General features: G+C 62.8%; 18 protein-coding genes. 7 read left to right on the forward strand and 11 right to left on the reverse strand.

The features are described 5' to 3' along the window. The first annotated feature begins 187 nt into the window (after positions 1-187). The 3 genes from hisF to coaA are packed head-to-tail and all read left to right on the forward strand — an operon-like array spanning position 188 to position 2,346. Positions 188-967 carry an imidazole glycerol phosphate synthase subunit HisF gene (hisF, locus tag GR183_RS07230; protein WP_160774954.1) on the forward strand — a complete coding sequence of 260 codons (780 nt, stop codon included), beginning with the start codon at positions 188-190 and terminating at the stop codon, positions 965-967. 32 nt (positions 968-999) lie between these two features. After that, entirely contained in the window at positions 1,000-1,323 is a 324-nt protein-coding gene (locus tag GR183_RS07235; protein WP_160774955.1) for a phosphoribosyl-ATP diphosphatase, read from the forward strand. Between the two features lie 27 nt (positions 1,324-1,350). Continuing rightward, positions 1,351-2,346 (forward strand): type I pantothenate kinase, encoded by a 996-nt coding sequence (gene coaA / locus GR183_RS07240; RefSeq protein ID WP_376765756.1) that lies wholly within the window; start codon positions 1,351-1,353, stop codon positions 2,344-2,346. Positions 2,347-2,370: 24 nt separating this feature from the next. On the opposite strand, the gene GR183_RS07245 is transcribed toward coaA, so the two are convergent. After that, on the reverse strand, positions 2,371-3,492 hold the full coding sequence (locus tag GR183_RS07245; RefSeq protein ID WP_244313646.1) for an ABC transporter substrate-binding protein: 1,122 nt from the start codon (positions 3,490-3,492) through the stop codon (positions 2,371-2,373). A 40-nt stretch (positions 3,493-3,532) separates the two neighbouring features. On the opposite strand from GR183_RS07245, the gene GR183_RS07250 reads away from it, so the two are divergent. Together GR183_RS07250 and GR183_RS07255 are read left to right on the forward strand one after the other, a co-directional pair. After that, positions 3,533-4,198: a response regulator transcription factor gene (locus GR183_RS07250; protein ID WP_160774956.1), complete on the forward strand. Its 666-nt coding sequence runs from the start codon at positions 3,533-3,535 to the stop codon at positions 4,196-4,198. Positions 4,199-4,208: 10 nt separating this feature from the next. Continuing rightward, positions 4,209-5,609 (forward strand): sensor histidine kinase, encoded by a 1,401-nt coding sequence (locus tag GR183_RS07255; RefSeq protein ID WP_160775755.1) that lies wholly within the window; start codon positions 4,209-4,211, stop codon positions 5,607-5,609. A gap of 59 nt (positions 5,610-5,668) precedes the next feature. Here GR183_RS07255 and GR183_RS07260 read toward each other — a convergent pair whose 3' ends face one another. From GR183_RS07260 to GR183_RS07290, 7 genes are all read right to left on the reverse strand, one after another. Beyond that, positions 5,669-6,832 carry an iron-containing alcohol dehydrogenase gene (locus GR183_RS07260; RefSeq protein WP_160774957.1) on the reverse strand — a complete coding sequence of 388 codons (1,164 nt, stop codon included), beginning with the start codon at positions 6,830-6,832 and terminating at the stop codon, positions 5,669-5,671. Positions 6,833-6,906: 74 nt separating this feature from the next. Continuing rightward, a complete protein-coding gene (locus tag GR183_RS07265; protein WP_160774958.1) occupies positions 6,907-8,295 on the reverse strand; it encodes an aldehyde dehydrogenase family protein in 1,389 nt (462 codons plus the stop codon). Positions 8,296-8,389: 94 nt separating this feature from the next. Then, entirely contained in the window at positions 8,390-9,757 is a 1,368-nt protein-coding gene (locus tag GR183_RS07270) for a glutamine synthetase family protein (protein WP_160774959.1), read from the reverse strand. A 127-nt stretch (positions 9,758-9,884) separates the two neighbouring features. After that, a complete protein-coding gene (locus GR183_RS07275) occupies positions 9,885-10,934 on the reverse strand; it encodes a TRAP transporter substrate-binding protein (RefSeq protein ID WP_160774960.1) in 1,050 nt (349 codons plus the stop codon). 71 nt (positions 10,935-11,005) lie between these two features. Then, complete coding sequence (locus GR183_RS07280) at positions 11,006-12,331, reverse strand: TRAP transporter large permease (protein WP_160774961.1); 1,326 nt, start codon at positions 12,329-12,331, stop codon at positions 11,006-11,008. Continuing rightward, the gene (locus GR183_RS07285) at positions 12,328-12,855 is read right to left on the reverse strand and encodes a TRAP transporter small permease subunit (protein ID WP_160774962.1); all 528 of its coding nucleotides are present in this window, start codon (positions 12,853-12,855) and stop codon (positions 12,328-12,330) included. Before GR183_RS07285 ends, GR183_RS07280 begins: the two co-directional genes overlap by 4 nt. Before the next feature lie 63 nt (positions 12,856-12,918). After that, a complete protein-coding gene (locus GR183_RS07290; RefSeq protein WP_160774963.1) occupies positions 12,919-13,719 on the reverse strand; it encodes an N-formylglutamate amidohydrolase in 801 nt (266 codons plus the stop codon). Between the two features lie 172 nt (positions 13,720-13,891). Between GR183_RS07290 and GR183_RS07295 the strand changes: the two genes are divergently transcribed. Together GR183_RS07295 and GR183_RS07300 are read left to right on the forward strand one after the other, a co-directional pair. Next, entirely contained in the window at positions 13,892-14,749 is an 858-nt protein-coding gene (locus GR183_RS07295) for a MurR/RpiR family transcriptional regulator (RefSeq protein WP_160774964.1), read from the forward strand. Next, complete coding sequence (locus tag GR183_RS07300; RefSeq protein ID WP_160774965.1) at positions 14,746-15,618, forward strand: N-formylglutamate amidohydrolase; 873 nt, start codon at positions 14,746-14,748, stop codon at positions 15,616-15,618. The genes GR183_RS07295 and GR183_RS07300 overlap by 4 nt, the downstream gene beginning before the upstream one ends. Before the next feature lie 62 nt (positions 15,619-15,680). Here the strand turns inward: GR183_RS07300 and GR183_RS07305 are convergent, their stop codons facing one another. The 3 genes from GR183_RS07305 to GR183_RS07315 form a co-directional block, all read right to left on the reverse strand. Then, positions 15,681-16,424 carry a glutamine amidotransferase-related protein gene (locus GR183_RS07305; protein ID WP_160774966.1) on the reverse strand — a complete coding sequence of 248 codons (744 nt, stop codon included), beginning with the start codon at positions 16,422-16,424 and terminating at the stop codon, positions 15,681-15,683. Between the two features lie 79 nt (positions 16,425-16,503). Beyond that, positions 16,504-17,826: a TRAP transporter large permease gene (locus GR183_RS07310; RefSeq protein WP_160774967.1), complete on the reverse strand. Its 1,323-nt coding sequence runs from the start codon at positions 17,824-17,826 to the stop codon at positions 16,504-16,506. Positions 17,827-17,836: 10 nt separating this feature from the next. Further along, positions 17,837-18,331, reverse strand: a complete 495-nt coding sequence (locus GR183_RS07315; protein ID WP_160774968.1) for a TRAP transporter small permease — start codon at positions 18,329-18,331, stop codon at positions 17,837-17,839. Between the last annotated feature and the right edge of the window lie 183 nt (positions 18,332-18,514).

Here is an 18,514-nt window from a genome sequence, read left to right on the forward strand (position 1 = left end):
CAGGGGCTGGCTGAAAACTCTCCTCTTATATATTCGAATAATCGAATTTAACAAGACCGAGGCAGCGTGAAACGGATTGGGCACCCCGGTAAGGTCAAAACTCCTGCACAAGCCCTTGTTTTTTGATATGAGACGGCCTTGAGAGAATATGCGTTCGCCGCAGTTCAGCCGTTCGAGGAAAAGCAACGTGACCCTGAAAGCTCGCATCATACCGTGCCTGGATGTCAAGGACGGGCGCGTCGTCAAGGGCGTGAATTTCGTCGACCTTGTCGATGCGGGCGACCCGGTGGAGGCTGCCAAGGCCTATGATGCGGCGGGAGCGGACGAACTGTGCTTCCTCGACATCACGGCAAGCCACGAGGGCCGCGACACGATCTTCGACGTTGTCAGGCGCACGGCGGAAGCCTGCTTCATGCCGGTGACCGTGGGCGGCGGGGTGCGCACGGTGGAAGATATCCGCAAACTGCTGATCGCCGGCGCCGACAAGGTTTCCATCAACACGGCGGCGGTGAAGAACCCGGATTTCGTGCGCGAGGCGGCGGAGAAATTCGGCTCGCAGTGCATCGTCGTCTCCATCGACGCCAAGCAGGTGAGCAAGCCGGGCGAACCCGAGCGCTTCGAGATTTTCACCCACGGCGGGCGCAACGCAACCGGCATCGACGCCGTGGAATTCGCCAAAAAGGTGGTGGAACGGGGAGCCGGCGAACTGCTCGTCACCTCCATGGACCGCGACGGCACGAAAGCCGGCTATAATATCGCGCTGACGCGGGCGATCGCCGATGCCGTGCACGTTCCGGTGATCGCTTCCGGAGGCGTCGGCAATCTCGACCACATGGTCGAAGGCGTGCGCGACGGCCATGCGACCGCCGTTCTCGCCGCTTCGATATTCCACTTCGGCACGCATACGGTCCGCGAAGCGAAGACGCATATGGCCGCAGCCGGCATCCCCATGCGCCTCGACGGGTGACAGCGCCCGGCAGGATACGGAACCTCAGACCAATGACGGAATTCACACTTTCCGATCTTGACCGCATTATCGGCGTTCGCGCGGCGAGCGACGACGCCATGTCCTACACCCGCAAGCTGATGGACAAGGGCGTGCCCAAGATCGCGCAGAAGGTGGGCGAAGAAGCCGTGGAAGCCGCGATCGCCGCCGTAAGGGGCGACAGGAGCGAACTGACGGGAGAAGCGGCGGACCTGCTCTACCATCTTCTGGTACTTTTGAGGGCAAGCGATATCGCCCTCGATGACGTCATGGCGGAACTTGCCCGCCGCACCGCCCAGACCGGGCTTGAGGAAAAGGCGTCGCGCCCGGCGGGGTGACGGCACCTTGAAGGGAGACGGTGCAAGATGCCTGAAAGCACCGTGAACGCTATGCGAATGGATGACGGCCTTGCCCAGATGACGCAGCCCGACCTTTCGCCCTACCGCGTCTTCACCGAAGCCGAGTGGAGCCATTTGCGCGCCGATACGCCGATGACGCTGACGGCGGCGGAAGTGCGGCGCCTGGAGGGCCTGAACGACCCGATCTCGCTCGACCAGGTGGAGACGATCTACCTGCCGCTTTCCAGGCTCCTGTCTTTCTATGCCGAGGCGACGCAGGCGCTGCACCGCGCAACGAACCACTTTCTCGGCGTAAACGACAACAAGAACCCCTTCATCATCGGCATCGCCGGATCGGTCGCCGTCGGCAAATCGACCACCTCGCGCGTGCTGCAGGCGCTGCTTGCGCGGTGGCCGTCGACGCCGAAGGTCGACCTCGTGACGACCGACGGCTTCCTTTATCCGAACGCCGTGCTGGAAACCGAAGGCCTGATGCGCCGAAAGGGCTTTCCCGAAAGCTTCGACCGGGCGGCGCTCCTCCAGTTCCTGTCAGACATCAAGGCCGGCAAGCGCAACGTCAAGGCGCCGATCTATTCGCATTTCTACTACGACATCATGCCCGGCCAGCATGTGATCGTGGACCGACCCGATATCCTCATTCTGGAGGGGCTCAACGTCCTGCAGACGTCGAACCTGCCGAAGGACGGAAAGGCGATCCCCTTCGTGTCCGACTTCTTCGATTTCTCGATCTATATCGACGCGGAGATGGATGTGCTGCACCGCTGGTACATGGAGCGCTTCATGCGCCTGCGCGAAACGGCCTTCCGCGACCCCGGCTCCTATTTCCATCGCTATTCGCTGATCGAGGATAAGGAGGCCAAACGGATCGGCGAGGACCTCTGGTCCAAGATCAACCTGATCAATCTCGTCGAAAACATCCTGCCGACGCGCCCGCGCGCCGACCTCATCCTCACCAAGGGCGAGAGCCACGAGATCGAGCAGGTGGCGCTCAGGAAATTGTGAAGCGCGAGGACGTCGCCGCCTTTCCTACTGCACGCGCAATGCATCGTTCCAGCGATCGAGCAGCCGCTGGCGCTTGACCTGGTCGAGATAGACGACGAGCGCGGGCCCCACCGGAACGGGGCGCAGGCGCGCGCCATAGGTCCGATGCATGTAGGAGGCGGTGTTCTCACCCTCGACCGCGGGATGAAGCGCCGGCAGGCCGGTCTCCTCGGCGATCAGCCGCTGACCGCCGATCGAAAGCAGAAAGTCGAGAAAGGCCGCACCGAGATCCGGCGAAGCGGCGTTCCTCGGCACGAGGCCGGTGCGCGTCATCACCACCGTATAATCCTCCGGCAGGACGATGCCGAGGTCGGGCGCGCTGCGCGCCCAGCCCGCCGCATAGGAGCCCAGAATGTTGTAGCCGAGCGCGAAGCGCCCGTCCGCGACCCGCTCCACGATCGCCGAGGAGTTGGAATAAAGCTTCACCCCCGTCGCGCCGAGCGCGCTGAACAGCGACCAGATCTTGCGGTTGTGCTCGCTGTCGCGGGCGAGGAAGAACAGCCCCAGCCCCGCCCGCTCGACATCGTAGGTGCCGACGCGCCCGTAAAGCTCCGCCTCGTTCGCCTTCAGATATTGCGCGAGGTCCGCGCGGGTGCGCGGTGGCTCCCGACCTTCGAAGGCCGTCTTGTTGTAGATGATGACCGCCGGCTCGAAGGTGACGCCGAAGACGGCATCCCGCCACTGCGACCAGGAGGGCATGACTCCGGCGGAGGCAAGCTCCAGCGGTTGGGCATAGCCGTCATTGGCAAGCTTCACCTGCAGATCCATCGCCGAGGAAAAGGCGATGTCCGCCGTCTCCTCGCCCCGGTCCGTCTCTTCCAGGACCTTGGCGTAGATCTCCTGGGTCTGCAGTTCCCAGTAGTCGATCGCGATGCCCGGATGCCCCTTGCGAAACGCCTGGAGCAGCGGTTCGGCGATATCGGCATCGAGCGAGGAATAGATCTTCAGGGTTCGCGTCGGCCCGGTCTCGTCAAGTGCCGGATAGACCCTCGTCACCTCGGCGGCAAAGACGGTTTGCGGCGTGACCAGAGCGGAAAGGACAAGCGCGGCGGCGAATGCGATGCGGCATATGGTGAAATGCGTCATGAGCGGAGTATGATCGGGCAAGGGCACGCATCTCAAGGAAGAAACGACGGGAAGGAAACCCTTGCGCATCTTGATCGTGGAGGACAACGCGACGCTGGCCGAGGGGTTGACCTCGGTCCTGAGATCAAGCGGCTATGTCGTAGACGCCGTCGGCGACGGGGAAAGCGCGATGGCGGCATTGGCCGCGCACTCTTTCGACCTCGTGCTGCTCGACCTGTCGCTGCCGGACATGGACGGTCTCGATATTCTCTCAGATATCCGGGCACGGGGTACGGATTGCGCTGTGATGGTGCTGACGGCGCGCGGGGCGCTCGACGAGCGAATTCGCGGCCTCGACAAGGGCGCGGACGACTATATGACCAAGCCTTTCGAGGTGGTCGAGGTGGAGGCGCGCATCCGCGCGCTCATGCGCCGGCTTTCCGGCGCGCGCAATGCGCGGCTTGAGTGCGGGCCGCTGACCTTCGACCTGAACGCGCGGCAGGCCGCATTGAACGGCACGCCTCTCGACCTGCCGGCGCGCGAGCTGAACGTCCTTCAGATCCTGATAAGCCGGGCGGAAAAGGTCGTCTCCAAGACGCGGATCGCGGAGCGGCTATCGGAATTCGACGAGGACATCAGCGACAATGCCGTGGAGCAATATGTTTCCCGGCTAAGAAAGCGCCTTGAACCGCATGGCGTGCGCATCCGCACCGCGCGCGGTCTCGGCTATTGCCTCGAAGCGGGTTGACCCTTACCCGATGCTGCACCGCCCAAGCTCCCTGACCTCCCGCCTGCTGCTCTGGCTGCTGCTTCCGCTCAGCCTGCTGGCCGCGCTCAGCCTCATCGACACCTACCGGGAGGCACGCCAGACGGCGAACGACGTGTTCGACCGGGTGCTTGCGGGATCGGCCCTTGCGATTGCCGAGCGCGTCGCCGTCGGGCCGGACGGGCTTCTGGAGGTGGACGTGCCTTATGTGGCGCTCGAAATGTTGACGAGCGCGGCGGAGGACCGCGTCTTCTACCGGGTGGAAGGCCCGCCCGGCGTCTTCGTGACCGGATACCGCCAGCTTCCCGTGCCGGAGCCGCACGCACAGACGGAAATCGCCAGCGACGTGGAGTTTTCCGATCAGGAATTTCGCAGCGAGCCGATCCGCGTCGCGCTGCTGAACGGCGCGGCCTCTTCCGGCGAGCGTTCGCTCGCCTTCCGCGTGGCTGTCGCGGAAACGACGACCGCGAGACAGGCGCTTGCACGCGACATCCTGCTGCGCTCGGCGGCAAGGCAGGGATTGCTGATCCTGATCGCCGGGGCTGCCGTCCTTTTCGGCGTACGCCGCGCGCTGCGGCCCCTGACACGGCTTGAAAAAGCCATCGACCGGCGCAGCGAGGACGACCTGAGCCCGATCCGCCAGAGCGTACCGCAGGAGGTGGAGCGCCTCGTCGGCGCAATCAACGGCTTCATACGGCGGCTGAGGGCGGCGCTCGATGCGCTGAAGCACTTCACCGGCAACGCCTCGCACCAGCTTCGCACGCCGCTTGCCGTCGTCCGCACCCAGATCGAGCTTGCCCGGCGCGCGGAGGACCGGGATACGGCGCGAGAGGCGCTCGACAGGGCCGACCGGGCGGTGCTGCAAAGCGAGCGCACGCTGGCCCAGCTCTTGCTTCTTGCCCGCGTGGACGAGGCCTCCGTCGACAGGGACGGGGGAGCGGCCATCGACCTGCAGGAAACCGCGAGATCCGTGACGGAGGACCTGGAACCGGCCGCCGCGAAGGCCGGCCTCGACCTCGGCTTCGAGGCGCAAGGCAATAGCGGCCCGTTCATTCACGGCAATCACATGCTGCTTGGCGAGCTTGTCAGGAACCTCGTCGAAAACGCCATCCACCACGCAGGCAGCGGCAGATCGGCGACCGTGCGCGTTCGCGGCAACGGCAACCGGGCGATCCTGGAAGTGGAAGACGACGGGCCGGGCATTTCCCGCGAAAACCGGGAAAAGGCTCTGGCGCGCTTCGAGCAGCTTTCCGGCGATACGGCGGGCGGGGCTGGGCTCGGCCTTGCGATCGTGACGGAAATCGCAGGCGTCATGTCGGGCGATGTTACGCTGGGCGACGCGCCCGGAGGGGGATTGAAGGTGGAAGTGACCTTTCCGCGAGCATCCAGCTAAAGAAAAGGGCCGCATCGTGAGATGCGACCCGTAAGTTCGTCGGGAGGTTTTCCGGGATTTCAGAGACGGCCCTCGAGCGCGGCATCGAAAATCTGCTTCGCGCCGTCCTTGGTGAGCTCAATCGGGTTGCCGCCCGCCGTCGGATCGACTACCGCCATTTCCGCAATGAGATCGCGCTTTTCGCCGCCAACCTTGAGACCTTCAAGCGTATTCGGCACTTCAAGGTCGGCCCTGAGCTTGAGGATCGCCTGCATCAGCCCGTCGAAACCGCCTGAAATACCGAGATAGCCTGCAAGGCGGTCGAACTTTTTCTCGATCGCCTGACGGTTGAACGCAAGCACATAGGGCATGAAGACGGCATTCGTCATGCCGTGGTGGGTGTCGTAAAGCGCGCCGACCGGATGCGACAGCGCGTGAATGGCCCCGAGGCCCTTCTGGAAGGCGACCGCGCCCATGGCGGCAGCCGACATCATGTTGCCGCGCGCGATGAGATCGTCCGGCGTGTTCGCGGCCTTTTCCAGACTGTCGAAAACGAGGCGGATACCCTCGACCGCGATACCGTCTCCCATCGGGTGATAGAAGGTTGACGAATAGGCCTCAAGGCAGTGGGCGAGCGCATCCATGCCCGTGCCGACCGTGAAGTAGCGCGGCATGCCGACGGTGAGTTCCGGATCGCAGATCACCGTCGCCGGCAGCATCTTCGGGTGGAAGATCACCTTCTTGGTGTGCGTTTCCTCATTGGTGACGACACCGGCGCGGCCCACTTCCGAACCTGTGCCTGCCGTGGTCGGGACGGCAACGATCGGCGCGATATTGGCTTCATCCGCCCGCTTCCACCAGTCGCCGATATCCTCGAAATCCCAGATCGGGCGGGTCTGACCCGCCATGAAGGCGATGACCTTGCCGGCATCGAGACCAGAGCCGCCGCCGAAGGCGATCACGCCGTCATGATCGCCCGCGCGGAAGGCGGCAACGCCCGCCTCGATGTTGGAGGCGACGGGATTGGGCTTCACGTCGGAAAAGACGGCGGGTTCCAGCCCCGCCTCACGGCAGATGGAAAGCGCATCCGCCACCATGGGCAGCTTCGCAAGGCCGGGATCCGTGACGAGCAAGGGCCGCTTCATGCCAGCGGCCTCGGCAACCTTGCCAAGCTCCTTGATGCGGCCGGCGCCGAAGCGGATCGAAGTGGGGTAGGACCAGTTTGCTGACGGGGAGGTCGTCATGTCTTCAAGCTTTCTGACAGGAAGGAATTTGCGGGAGGCTGGCCGCCTCCCGCTTCATTCGGTGGTTGTTCGGTTCAGGTTTCCAGGCGCAGGTGATAGGACTTCGGCCTCGTCAGCGCATCGTAGCCGAAGGTGGATAGGCCAGCGCCCTTGCCGGTATCCTTGACGCCCGTCCACACAAGTGCCGGATCGACGTAATCGCAACGGTTCATGAAGACGGTGCCCGTCTCCACCCGGTCGCCGATAGCGATCGCCGCTTCCTCGTCCTTCGTCCAGACGGAAGCGGTCAGCCCGTAGGGACTGTCGTTCATGAGCGGGATCGCGTCTTCGTCCGAACGCACCTTCATGATGCCGACGACGGGACCGAAACTTTCCTCGCGCATGACCGACATCTGGTGGTCGACATCGACTAGCACCTGCGGTGCGAGATAGGCCGTGCCCGGCTTGTCCATCTCGAATTTCGACGTATCGATAAGCGGTTTCGCGCCCTTGCGAAGGGCTTCCGCCGTCTGCTCGCGCACCCAGTCGGCAAAGCGCGGCTGCGCCATCGGCCCGAGCGTCGTCGCTTCTTCAAGCGGATTGCCCAGCACATATTGCCGCGTCATGCCGGCGAAGCCTTCGACGAAATCGTCAAAGCGGCTTTCGTGAACGTAGATACGCTCGATCCCGCAGCAGCACTGGCCGGAATTGTAGAAGGCACCGTCGACGAGGCCGGCAATGGCGTAGTCGAGGTCGGCATCCTCGCGCACATAGGCCGGATCCTTGCCGCCAAGCTCGAGGCCGAGGCTTGCGAAGGTGCCGGCCGCCGCGCGCTCTATCGCCCGCCCGCCCGCGACCGAGCCGGTGAAGTTGATGTGGTCGATCTTGCCGGAACCGAGCAGCTTTTCCGTCTGCGAGTGCGAGAGCACGACGTTCTGGAAGACGCCCTTCGGGATGCCAGCCGCCTCGAACGCCTTCGCCAGCCTCTCGCCGACAAGAAGGGTTTGCGCGGCATGTTTCAGGATGACGGAATTGCCTGCGATCAGTGCCGGCATGATCGTGTTGATCGCCGTCATGAAGGGGTAGTTCCATGGCGCGATCACAAGCACCACGCCGACAGGCTCACGCTTCACGTAGCGGGTGAAGCCCGGCTTGTCGGTGTAGCGGTTCGGCGCGAGCGCGGCTTCCGCGATCTGCACCATGTAGCGGGTGCGTTCTTCCACACCGCCCATCTCTCCGCCGTAGCGCACGGGACGACCCATCTGCCAGGCAAGCTCCGGCACGATCTCGTCGTTCATCGCCATCAACGCCTCAAGCGCGGCGATGACATAACGGCTGCGTTCGGCGACGGATTTCATCGCCCAGTCACCCTGAGCCGATCTGGCGGAAGCGACCGCTCGGTCAAGCTCCGCCTCGCTTGCTATCGGGCGCTCGGCGTAAACCGAACCGTCGACCGGTGATATGATTTTGACTGTTTCGCTCATCTTGCGATCCTGCTGGGAAAGATCCGGGCGATTTATTTCGTCGCTAACCCGGAGAGGTCTTTTGTCATGAAACCAGATCGGGAGAGAAGCGGAATCAGCTCCGCTCGAAACCGCGCTTCAGCTCCCAGTCGGTCACGCGCCGGTCGTATTCGAGCTGCTCCCATTTCGCGGCATGGACATAGTGGTCCATCACCTCGTCGCCAAAGGCCGTGCGCAGCATTTCCGAAGTGTCGGCGGCTTCCGTCGCTGCCCTTAAGGTGGAGGGAATCTCGCGAACGTCCGTTCCCTGATAGGCATCGCCCACGAAGGCGGCCTCCAGAACGCGCTCCTTCTCCATCCCGTCGATGCCTGCCGCGATGAGGGCGGCCATGGCGAGATAGGGATTGAGATCCGCCCCGCCGACCCGGCACTCCACGCGAACCGACTTCGTGTCCGCCCCGACGACGCGGTAACCGGCCGTGCGGTTGTCCATGCTCCAGATAGCTTTGGTGGGAGCGAATGTTCCCGCCTGGAAGCGCTTGTAGGAATTGATGTAAGGCGCGAGGAAGAGCGTGATCTCGCTCGCGTGGTGCAAAAGCCCGGCGAGATAGTGCCGCATCAGCTTCGACATGCCGTGCTCGCCGTCCTTGTCGTAGAAGAGCGGCTCGCCATCCATGCTCCACAGCGACTGGTGGATATGCGAGGAATTGCCGGCGCGCGCGAAATCCCACTTCGCCATGAAGCTGACGGCGCGGCCCTTCGCCCAGGCGATCTCCTTGCAGGCATTCTTGATGATCGAATGGCGGTCGGCCATCGTCAGCGCGTCCGTGTAGCGGACGTTGATCTCCTCTTGCCCGGCTTCCGCCTCGCCCTTGGAATTTTCCACCGGCACGTCCGCGCCCTGCAGGCCGTTGCGGATCGCGCGCATCACGTCTTCCTCCTTGGTGGTCTGGAAGATGTGATAATCCTCGTTGTAGGCGCTGATCGGGGTGAGACCCAGATGGCGCTTTGCCTGCGCCTCCTCGAAACTTTCGCGGAAAAGGAAGAACTCAAGCTCGCTCGCCATGGTCGCCTTCATGCCCATGGCCTCAAGCCGCTTCACCTGGCGCTTCAGGACAGCGCGGGGCGAATGCGGCACGTCTTCGTGCGTGTGATGGTCCAGCACATCGCAAAGCACGAGCGCCGTACCTTCCAGCCAGGGCACGCGCCGCAGCGTGGAAAGGTCTGGCTTCATCACATAGTCGCCGTAGCCCGACTGCCAGCTCGTCGCGCTATAACCCTCGACCGTATGCATCTCCATGTCGGTCGCTTGCAGGTAGTTGCAGCTGTGGGTTTCGCGATAGGCGCCGTCGACGAAAAATTCCGCCTGAAAGCGCTTGCCCATAAGCCGGCCCTGCATGTCGACCTGAGCGGCGACGACCGTATCGATCTCGCCGTCCGCGACGCATTTCTTCAGCTCTTCGAACGTCAGTTTGCCAGCCATTTGAGTTGTCGTTTCCTGGATCTGCCGGATAATGCCGGCGCGTGTGTAACTCGGTTAGAGGTTTCCGGCAATTTGTTAGCCGGCTAAAATCCGCTCCGGAACCGGAGTTCCGGAGCGGAAAGCATTATCAGCTGTAGCGATAGGGAGGTCCTGCCTTGCGCATGGTATCCCGGTAGTCCCGCAGGATCTGCACCACTCTCGCCGAGCGCGGGCTGGTCGCCGCGATCTCGTCCCAGAACACCTCGGCTTCCGCCTCCACGGTCGCCCACTGGTCATCGGGGATCGTGGTCAGTTCCATCTTGCCGCCGGTGACGCGCAGGTTCGCCTCGCCCGCCCAGTACCAGTGCAGGCGGTAGTAATGCGAACTGTCCATCGTCAGACGGAAAAGTTCCTGCAGATGCGGCGGCACCGCGTTCCAGCGTTCCGTATTGGCGAAGAAGGAACCTATCCAGGCACCGCAGATGTTGTTGGTGAGGAAGTATTTGGTCACGTCGGCCCAGCCGACCGTGTAATCCTCGGTGATGCCCGACCAGGCGATACCGTCGAGCTCGCCGGTCTGGACGGCGACCTCCACGTCTTCCCAAGGCAGCGTCACCGGCACGACGCCGAAACGCGACAGGAACTTGCCGGCGGTCGGGAAGGTGAAGACGCGCTTGCCCTTGAGGTCGTCCAGGCTGCGGATCGGATCCTTCGTGTTGAAATGGCAGGGATCCCAGGAGCCCGCCGAAAGCCAGGTCACGTTATCGACCTCGCCGTAAGCCTCTTCCCAGATTTCCTTCAGCCCGTACTTGTAGAACAGCGCCTGCACATCGAGCGAATAGCGGGTGGCGAAGGGGAAATAGCCACCGAAAACACGAACGTCGACAGGGGCCGCCATGGAATCGTCGTCCGACTGCACCGCGTCGATCGTGCCGTTCTGCATGGCGCGGAACAGCTCCCCTGTCGGCACCAGCTGATCGGCGTAGTAAAGTTCGATCGTCATTTCACCGTTGGCCGCCTTGTTGAAGGCATCGATCGCCGGCTTGATGACATGCTCGCCGAGTGCCGGACCGGCATAGGTCTGAAGCCGCCAGGTGATCGGAGATTGCGCACGCACGTAAGGCGCGGCAAGTGCAGTCGTACCGGCAGCCGCCGTGGCAAGACCGGCCTTGGTCATGAAATCACGTCTGTTCTGCATTGCTCTTCTCCTCTTTCGGTGACTTGCCGGCGGATACTTCTTTTACGGCCTGCTTGTTATCGATCCGGCACTTACCCTCTGATGTAGAAATGGTGCGGCAACCAAAGCGCAATTTCCGGGAAAGCCATGACGACCGCGAGCGCGAACATCATGACCAGCACGAAAGGCACGATGGATTTGTAGATGTCGTGGATGGTGATCTGGGGCGGAGCCATCGCCCGCATGAGGAAGAGGTTGTAGCCGAAGGGCGGCGTCATATAGGCGATCTGGCAGGTGATCGTGTAGAGCACGCCGTACCAGATGAGGTCGAAGCCGAGAGCCTTGACCAGCGGCACGTAGAGCGGCGCCACGATGACGAGCATCGCCGTATCGTCCAGGAACATGCCCATGACGAGATAGGAAATCTGCATCAGTATCAGGATTTCCCATGGCGTCAGGCCAAGGTCCTGCACGAAGAAGCGCTCGATCGCCTTCACCGCGCCAAGCCCGTCGAAGACCGCGCCGAAGCCGAGGGCGGCCACGATGATCCACATGAACATGCAGGAGACGGCCAGCGTCTTCTGGATCGTGTCCCGCATGACCTTCGTCGTAAGCTTGCGGCGGACGGCGGCAGCCACGGTCGCGCCGATCGCCCCGATCGCCGAACTTTCGACAAGGCTCGTCTTGCCGGCCACGAACAGCCCGGTCATCGACAGGAAGATGAGGAACGGCAGGATGCCGGCCGTAAGAAGCCTCAGCTTCTCGCCAAGCGGAACATCGCGCTCCTCACGCGACAGCGTGGGCCCGAGCGAAGGCTGAAGCCAGCAACGGATCGCGATATAGGCGATGAACATGCCGGCCATCATCAGGCCGGGGAAGACACCCGCGAGCCAAAGCTGGCCAACCGGCTGGCGGGCGATCATCGCGTAAAGCACCAGCACCACGGAGGGCGGAACCAGGATACCGAGCGACGAGCCTGCCTGGATGACACCCGTCACCATGACCTTGTCGTAGTTGCGGCGAAGAAGCTCCGGCAGCGCGATCGTCGCGCCGATCGCCATGCCGGCGACCGAAAGGCCGTTCATGGCCGAAATCACCACCATCAGCAGGATCGTACCGATAGCGAGCCCGCCGCGCACCGGCCCGAACCAGACGTGAAACATCTTGTAGAGATCGTCGGCGATGCCGGATTCCGACAGCATGTAGCCCATGTAGATGAAGAGCGGCAGCGTCAGCAGCGCATACCACTTCATCAGCTTCATGGCGGCGGAAAACGGTATTTCGCCCCCGCCGGTACCCCACAGGAGAAGCGCGAAGACGGCCGCGATAAAGCCGATGGCGCCGAAAACACGTTGCCCGGTCAGGAGCAGGGCCATCATCCCCGCGAACATCAGGATTGCGATCAGATCGTAACTCACGCGAGAGTCTCCCCTCGCACCACCGCGATATCCTTGAAAAACTGGGCGATCGCCTGCAGCAGCATCAGGAAAATGCCAATGCACATGATAATCTTGATCGGCGCCATGTAAGGCGCCCAGGACGAATAGCTGGTCTCGCCGTACTGAAGTGCGTAACTGGTGCTGGACAGGCCGCCGTAGAGCATCACGCCGAGATAGACGATCAGGAAGAAGACCGTGAAACAGTCGACGATGGCCTTGCGCTTCGGCGACCAGCGCGAATAGGCGAGGTCCATGCGAACGTGGCTGTCGTCCTGGATCGACCATCCGCCGCCCAGCATGTAGTAAGCGGTCATGACGAACTGGGCCATTTCCAGCGTCCAGAGCGGCGACATGCTGACGAAGCCATAGTCGAGCGCGCCGCGCATGATCGCCGAATACATCAGGATGCCGATCATCGCGAAGATCATGTACATCGTGATCCGCCCGACGATGCGGTTGGTGGCATCCACATAGCGCACAAAGAGCCTTATCGGCCTTGGCATGACCGCCTCCCCGTGGCTTGCGCGGCCATTCGATGGTCGCAAGAATTCATATGCGCAGTCCCCTCAGTTCGTCTTCTTTCGCCCGGCTTCGCTCGCCGATACCGCCCTCCCGGCCTCGGCAAGAAGGGCGGCGAGGCGGTGCGCCCACGCCTCTTCCCCCGCAGCATCCGCCACCTCGTCGTTGCGGATTTCCAGCATGACGCTTGCCAGCCCGCGCGCCTGGCCGTGCCGGTCCAGCGTATAGTAGACCCCATCGGACGGTGCGTAAGGCTCGTTATCGCCGACGGTCAGGCTTGAATCGGATTTCAAGGCGGAAATCAGCCGTTCGGCGAGCCTGCGATCCTGGTCGTAGAGGACGCCGATCTGCCAGGGACGGGAAACGCCCCTGTAGACGGGCGTGAACGTATGCACCGATACGAGCAGCGTCGGCAGGCCGCGCGCGGCGCGCTCATCCAGAACCTCGTCGACGGCGGCGTGAAAGGGCGTATGCACGAGCGCGATCCGCGCCGCGCGATCTTCCTCCGAAAGATCCCTGTTGCCGGGAATTTCGGTCGCTTCGCTCAGAGCGGGAGCAAGGTCGGGCGCATCCGGAGCGCGGTTGCAATCGACCAGGAGCCGCGAAAGCGTCGGGTGAACCAGCGGCGCATCGAGAAGGCCTGAAAGGCGGCGCGAAACGCCCAGGGCACCCGGGTCCCAGGCGATATGCGCCTGAAGGTCTGCAGGCGAAAGGCCGAGCGTGCCGAACCGCGCCGGAAGCGCATTCGACGCATGATCGCAAAGGACGACAAATGCTCCCGCGCCGGCGCGATTGACGATCGCGACAGGAGCCGCCGCGCCGTCCGCTTCGGCCTTTGCTACGCTCATTCCCCTCCCCCGTTGTTCCCCGGGTTCGAATTGGCGTTCCGCTTGATGTTTGATTTGTTACAGATTTGCGGGATATGCCAAAGCCTGTATGATTTGATACAATCGCGAAGCTCAAGTCAAATGACAATTTCAGCCGCGATTTGAGGAACCCTGCGGGAGGACGCCAGCGCCGATGCAGCAATCACTGGCGGAAGATATCCGCGACAGGCTCGACACGTTCACCGTGACGGAGCGGCGGGCGGCATTGTCGCTTCTCGGCAACTATCCGATGCTGGGGCTCGGCACGGTGGCTGAGTTCGCGAAGGTGGCGGGCGTGAGTTCTCCCTCGATCCTGAGGTTTGCCGCCCGCCTCGGCTATTCCACCTACGCGGAGTTCCAGCGCCGCCTGCGCGACGAACTGGAAGACCAGCTGAAATCCCCGCTCGCCCGCGCCGAGGACACCAGCGCCTCGCCGGAGGCCACGGGCGAAGTCTGGTCGGCGACGATCGACAACATCCGCGAAACCTTCCGACATCTGCCCGCCGCCGAGATCGAGGCCGCTGTCGAGCTGCTTGCCGACGAGCGCCGCTCCGTCTACCTGCTTGGCGGCCGCTTTTCGGACGCGCTGGCCCGGCACATGGCGGCCCACCTGCGAATCCTGAGAGGCAAGGTCGTGCATCTGGCCGGACAGGAAGGGAACTGGCGCGACTTCCTGATCGACATGCGCAAGCGCGACGTCCTCGTCATCTTCGACATCCGCCGCTATCAGGCCGACGTGATCCGCCTTGCCCAGGCCGCCGCCGCGCGCGGCGTGCAGATCGTACTGATCACCGATACCTGGCTGTCGCCGATCGCAAGCGTTGCCACGCATGTTCTGCCGGCGCGCGTCTCCGTGCCGTCGCCATGGGATTCGCTTACAGCCCTCATGACCATTGCCGAAACGCTGATCGCCGGCGTCACGCAAGCCGAAAGCGAACGCAGCAAGACACGCATGTCCGAGCTGGAACGTCTGCGCGACGAGGAAGATCCGAAGAGAAAGGGCGCGCCGTGACGACGGCTTTCCCGCAAAGCATCACCCGCCTTCTGGATGTCCGCCTGCCGGATCGTCTCGCGGCCCCGCTCGTCTTCGACAGCCCGCACTCCGGCACGCTTTATCCGCCGGATTTCACACCGTGCCAGCCGGAACGGCGCTTCCGGCGGGCGGAGGACATGTATGTCGACGATCTTTTCGCCCAGGTGCCGCAGCTGGGCTTTCCGCTGCTTGCCTGCCTGTTTCCGCGCATCTATTGCGACGTGAACCGGGCGGCCGACGACATCGCGCCGGAAGCGCTGGCGGATGGCGAGGCCATGACGCTTGTCCCCACCGCCAAAGCGTTGCTCGGCAAGGGTACGGTCTGGACGAGGACGCCGCCGGACGGCGCCCCGCTCTACGACCGTCAACTGACTGCGAGGGAAGTTCGCCGGCGGATCAAAAGATGCTGGCGTCCCTATCACGACGCCTTGGCCGTGCTGCTCGATGCGGCAAGCGCCGAAGCGCAATGCGTCTATCACGTGAACCTGCATTCCATGCAGACCCGCGCGAACCCCATGCATGAGGACAAGCTGGGCTCAAGGCGTCCCGACATGGTCGTCTCCGACAGGAAAGGAACGACCTGCCGGCCGGAATTCACCCAGGCCGCACGGGAAATCCTTCAGGATCTGGGCTTTGAGGTGAAGGTCAACGACCCTTTCAAGGGAGCGGAGATCGTGCGGGTTTCGGGCAGGCCGGAAGATGGCCGCCATTCGCTGCAGCTTGAGATCAACCGCGGCCTCTACATGAATGAGGAGACTTACGAGCGGCTGCCGCAATACGAAGAGACGAAAGCGAAGCTGACCGAGTTTGCAAGCCTTCTCGGAAACTGGGTCGCGTCTCAGGGGTAGCCCGGTTCCGGAGACAAGCTGAAGACCATTTTGCCGAAGGTACTTCCGATTACGCGCTTGCGCTAAGCGGTTTCCCGGTGAAGCGCCTTTTGAAGGAAGGCGGCGATCCATCGGGCGACAAGCTCGGAATCCTGCCCTGCGTCGACCGTTGCCAGCGCTTTGTCGGCGAAATCCTCCGGCAGCGTGGTTCCGCGCCGCATCTTGATGAGATCTTCGCTGAAATCCGGCCCGAACTCCGGATGGCCCTGGAAAGTGACGGCCCAGTCGTCATAGGCGATCAGCGCATTCGGGCAGAAGTCGGAACTTGCCAGCACCGTGCCGCCCTCGGGCACCTTCGTCACCTGATCCTGGTGGGAGACCTGAAGCGCGAAGCTTGCCCTTTCACCCTCCATCCAGTCCGCTTTCCCGGTGACATCGTATTCATGCAGCCCGACGCCCCAGCCGCGATCGGATTTCTCCGCCCTGCCGCCAAGCGCTTCGGCGATAAGCTGATGGCCGAAACAGATGCCCACGACCGGGCTTTTCGCCTGGTGCGCGCTCCTGACGAAGCCTTTCAGCTTGTCTATCCACTCATACCCGTCGTAAACGCCGAAACGGGAGCCCGTAATCAACCAGGCGTCACACTCCCTCGGATCCTTCGGGAAATCGCCGTCGAGGATCGCATAGGTCCTGAATTCCGCCCCGCTGCCGGAAAGCAGTTCCTCGAACATCTTCGGATAGTTCGGGTATTTCTCCTCCAACTGTTGCGGAGGGCGTCCGGTCTCCAGAATTCCGATGGTGATCGGCCGGGGCGACGATGCGGGCATGTGCGGGGTCCGTTGCGATGTCCTGATGCCACGGTTGTGGCGCGCCGTCCGGGTCCGGTCAAGCCCGAACGGCGGCCGGTCAATAAAGCCAGCGGATCATAAACAGCGTTATCGAGGGAAACATTACCAGGATCGCCACACGCACGATGTCGCTCGCGATGAACGGTGCAACGCCGCGGAACGTCTGGCCGAGGGGCACATGACGCGCCATCGAGTTGATGACGAAGAGATTCATGCCGACCGGCGGCGTGATCAGCCCCACCTCCACGACGATGAGCACGATAATGCCGAACCAGATGGCGAATTCCTCCAGCGGCAGGCCATAGTCGAGCGCTGAAACGATGGGGAAGAAGATCGGGATCGTGAGAAGGATCATGGAGAGCGAATCCATGATGCAGCCGAAGACAAGATAGCAAATGAGAATGAGGATGAGGACGAACCACGGGCTCCAGCCGAGCTCGGCGACATATTGCGCCGACTGCTGGGGAAGCTGCGAGAAGGCGAGGAAAGAGTTGAAAACGCTGGCGCCGAGCACGATGAAGAAGATCATGCCGGTCGAAGAGGCTGTCGACAGGATGGATTCGCGAAAAGCCTTCCAGTCCAGCCCGCCGTTGAAAAGAGCGACGAGGCCGGTGCCTGCGGCACCCACGGCCGCACCCTCCGTCGGCGTGAATATTCCGGCGTAGATACCGCCGATGACGAGAATGAAGATGACAAGGACCGGCCAGACGGACACGAGCGCTTCGCGGCGCTCCGCCCAGCTCGCCTTTTCCTGCGCGCCCGCCGACTTCGGATCGAAACGCACGTAGAGCGAAACGGTGAGCATGTATCCGAGTGCCGCAAGGAAACCCGGCACGAAGGCGGCAAGGAAGAGTTTGGCGATATTCTGTTCCGTCAGGATCGCGTAGATAACGAGAACGACCGATGGCGGGATAAGGATGCCGAGGGTGCCGCCAGCGGCAAGGCAGGCGGTGGAAAGCGAATCCGAATAGCCGCAGCGCTTCAGCTCGGGCAGGGCGACCTGGCCCATGGTGGCGGCCGTCGCCAGGGACGAACCGCAGATCGCGCCGAAACCGCCGCAGGCCGCGACCGCCGCCATGGCGACGCCGCCGCGGCGATGGCCGACCATGGTCTCCGCCGCCCGGAAGAGCGCACGCGACATGCCGCCGCGCGTCGCGAACTGGCCCATCAGCAGGAAAAGCGGGACGATCGACAGCGAATAGCTGGAGAAGGTGTCGTAGATCACCGACTTGAGCTGCGCCAGGACAGGGACCCACGTTCCCGTGACCAGCCACGTGCCGACGATGCCGGTCAGGAACATCGCAAGGCCGATCGGTATGCGCAGGAAAATCAGCAGCAAAAGAATGGGGATGGACCAGAGGCCGATTTCGAGCGAACTCACGCGTCACCCCTTATGTGTTGAGCGCGCCGCCGGCCTGCTTCAGCTCGCGAAAGCTGCGCCAGACCGTAAAGGCGGAGATGAGCAGGAAGGCGACCGCGCCGATCATCGAGGCGGCATAGCCCCACCAGATCGGAAACTGCAGAATGAAGGACGTTTCGTGATAGGCATGCTTGTCGAGCATGCCGAGCGTCAGCCGCCAGAGCATGACGGCGGCGGCCACCGTCATCAGCGCATTTGCGATCACATCGACGGCGAAGTTCACCCTTTCGCCGAAGCGCGCCATGAAGATGTCGACCGTGACGTGCCCGCGCCGGTACTGACACCAGGGCAGGAACGCGAAAATGGCGAAGGCCGCGCCCATCTCGATGATTTCGAAATCGCCCGGAACGGGGCCGAGGCCGAAGCGGTTGAACGTCCGCCCGACAATACTTACCACAGTCATGACGGTAAGCCCGACGAGCACCGCCCCGCCCGCAAGCGCGAGCCAGGAGCTCAACCCCTGCATTATTCGATCGACCCGCTGATACACGGCGACCCCTTTTCCACTGAACCCTCCCGAAGCGAATTCGCATTCGCCTACCGGCCGAACGTTACAGGCCGGAACCGGTGGCCACAATGATCAATCGATTTGGTAATGTAAAATGAGAAAAAGGGGCGTTTTCATAACTTTTGGATATACCGCTTCGTC

The organism is Stappia sediminis, from assembly GCF_009826895.1.
In the GTDB taxonomy this organism is placed as follows: Bacteria; Pseudomonadota; Alphaproteobacteria; order Rhizobiales; family Stappiaceae; genus Hongsoonwoonella; species Hongsoonwoonella sediminis.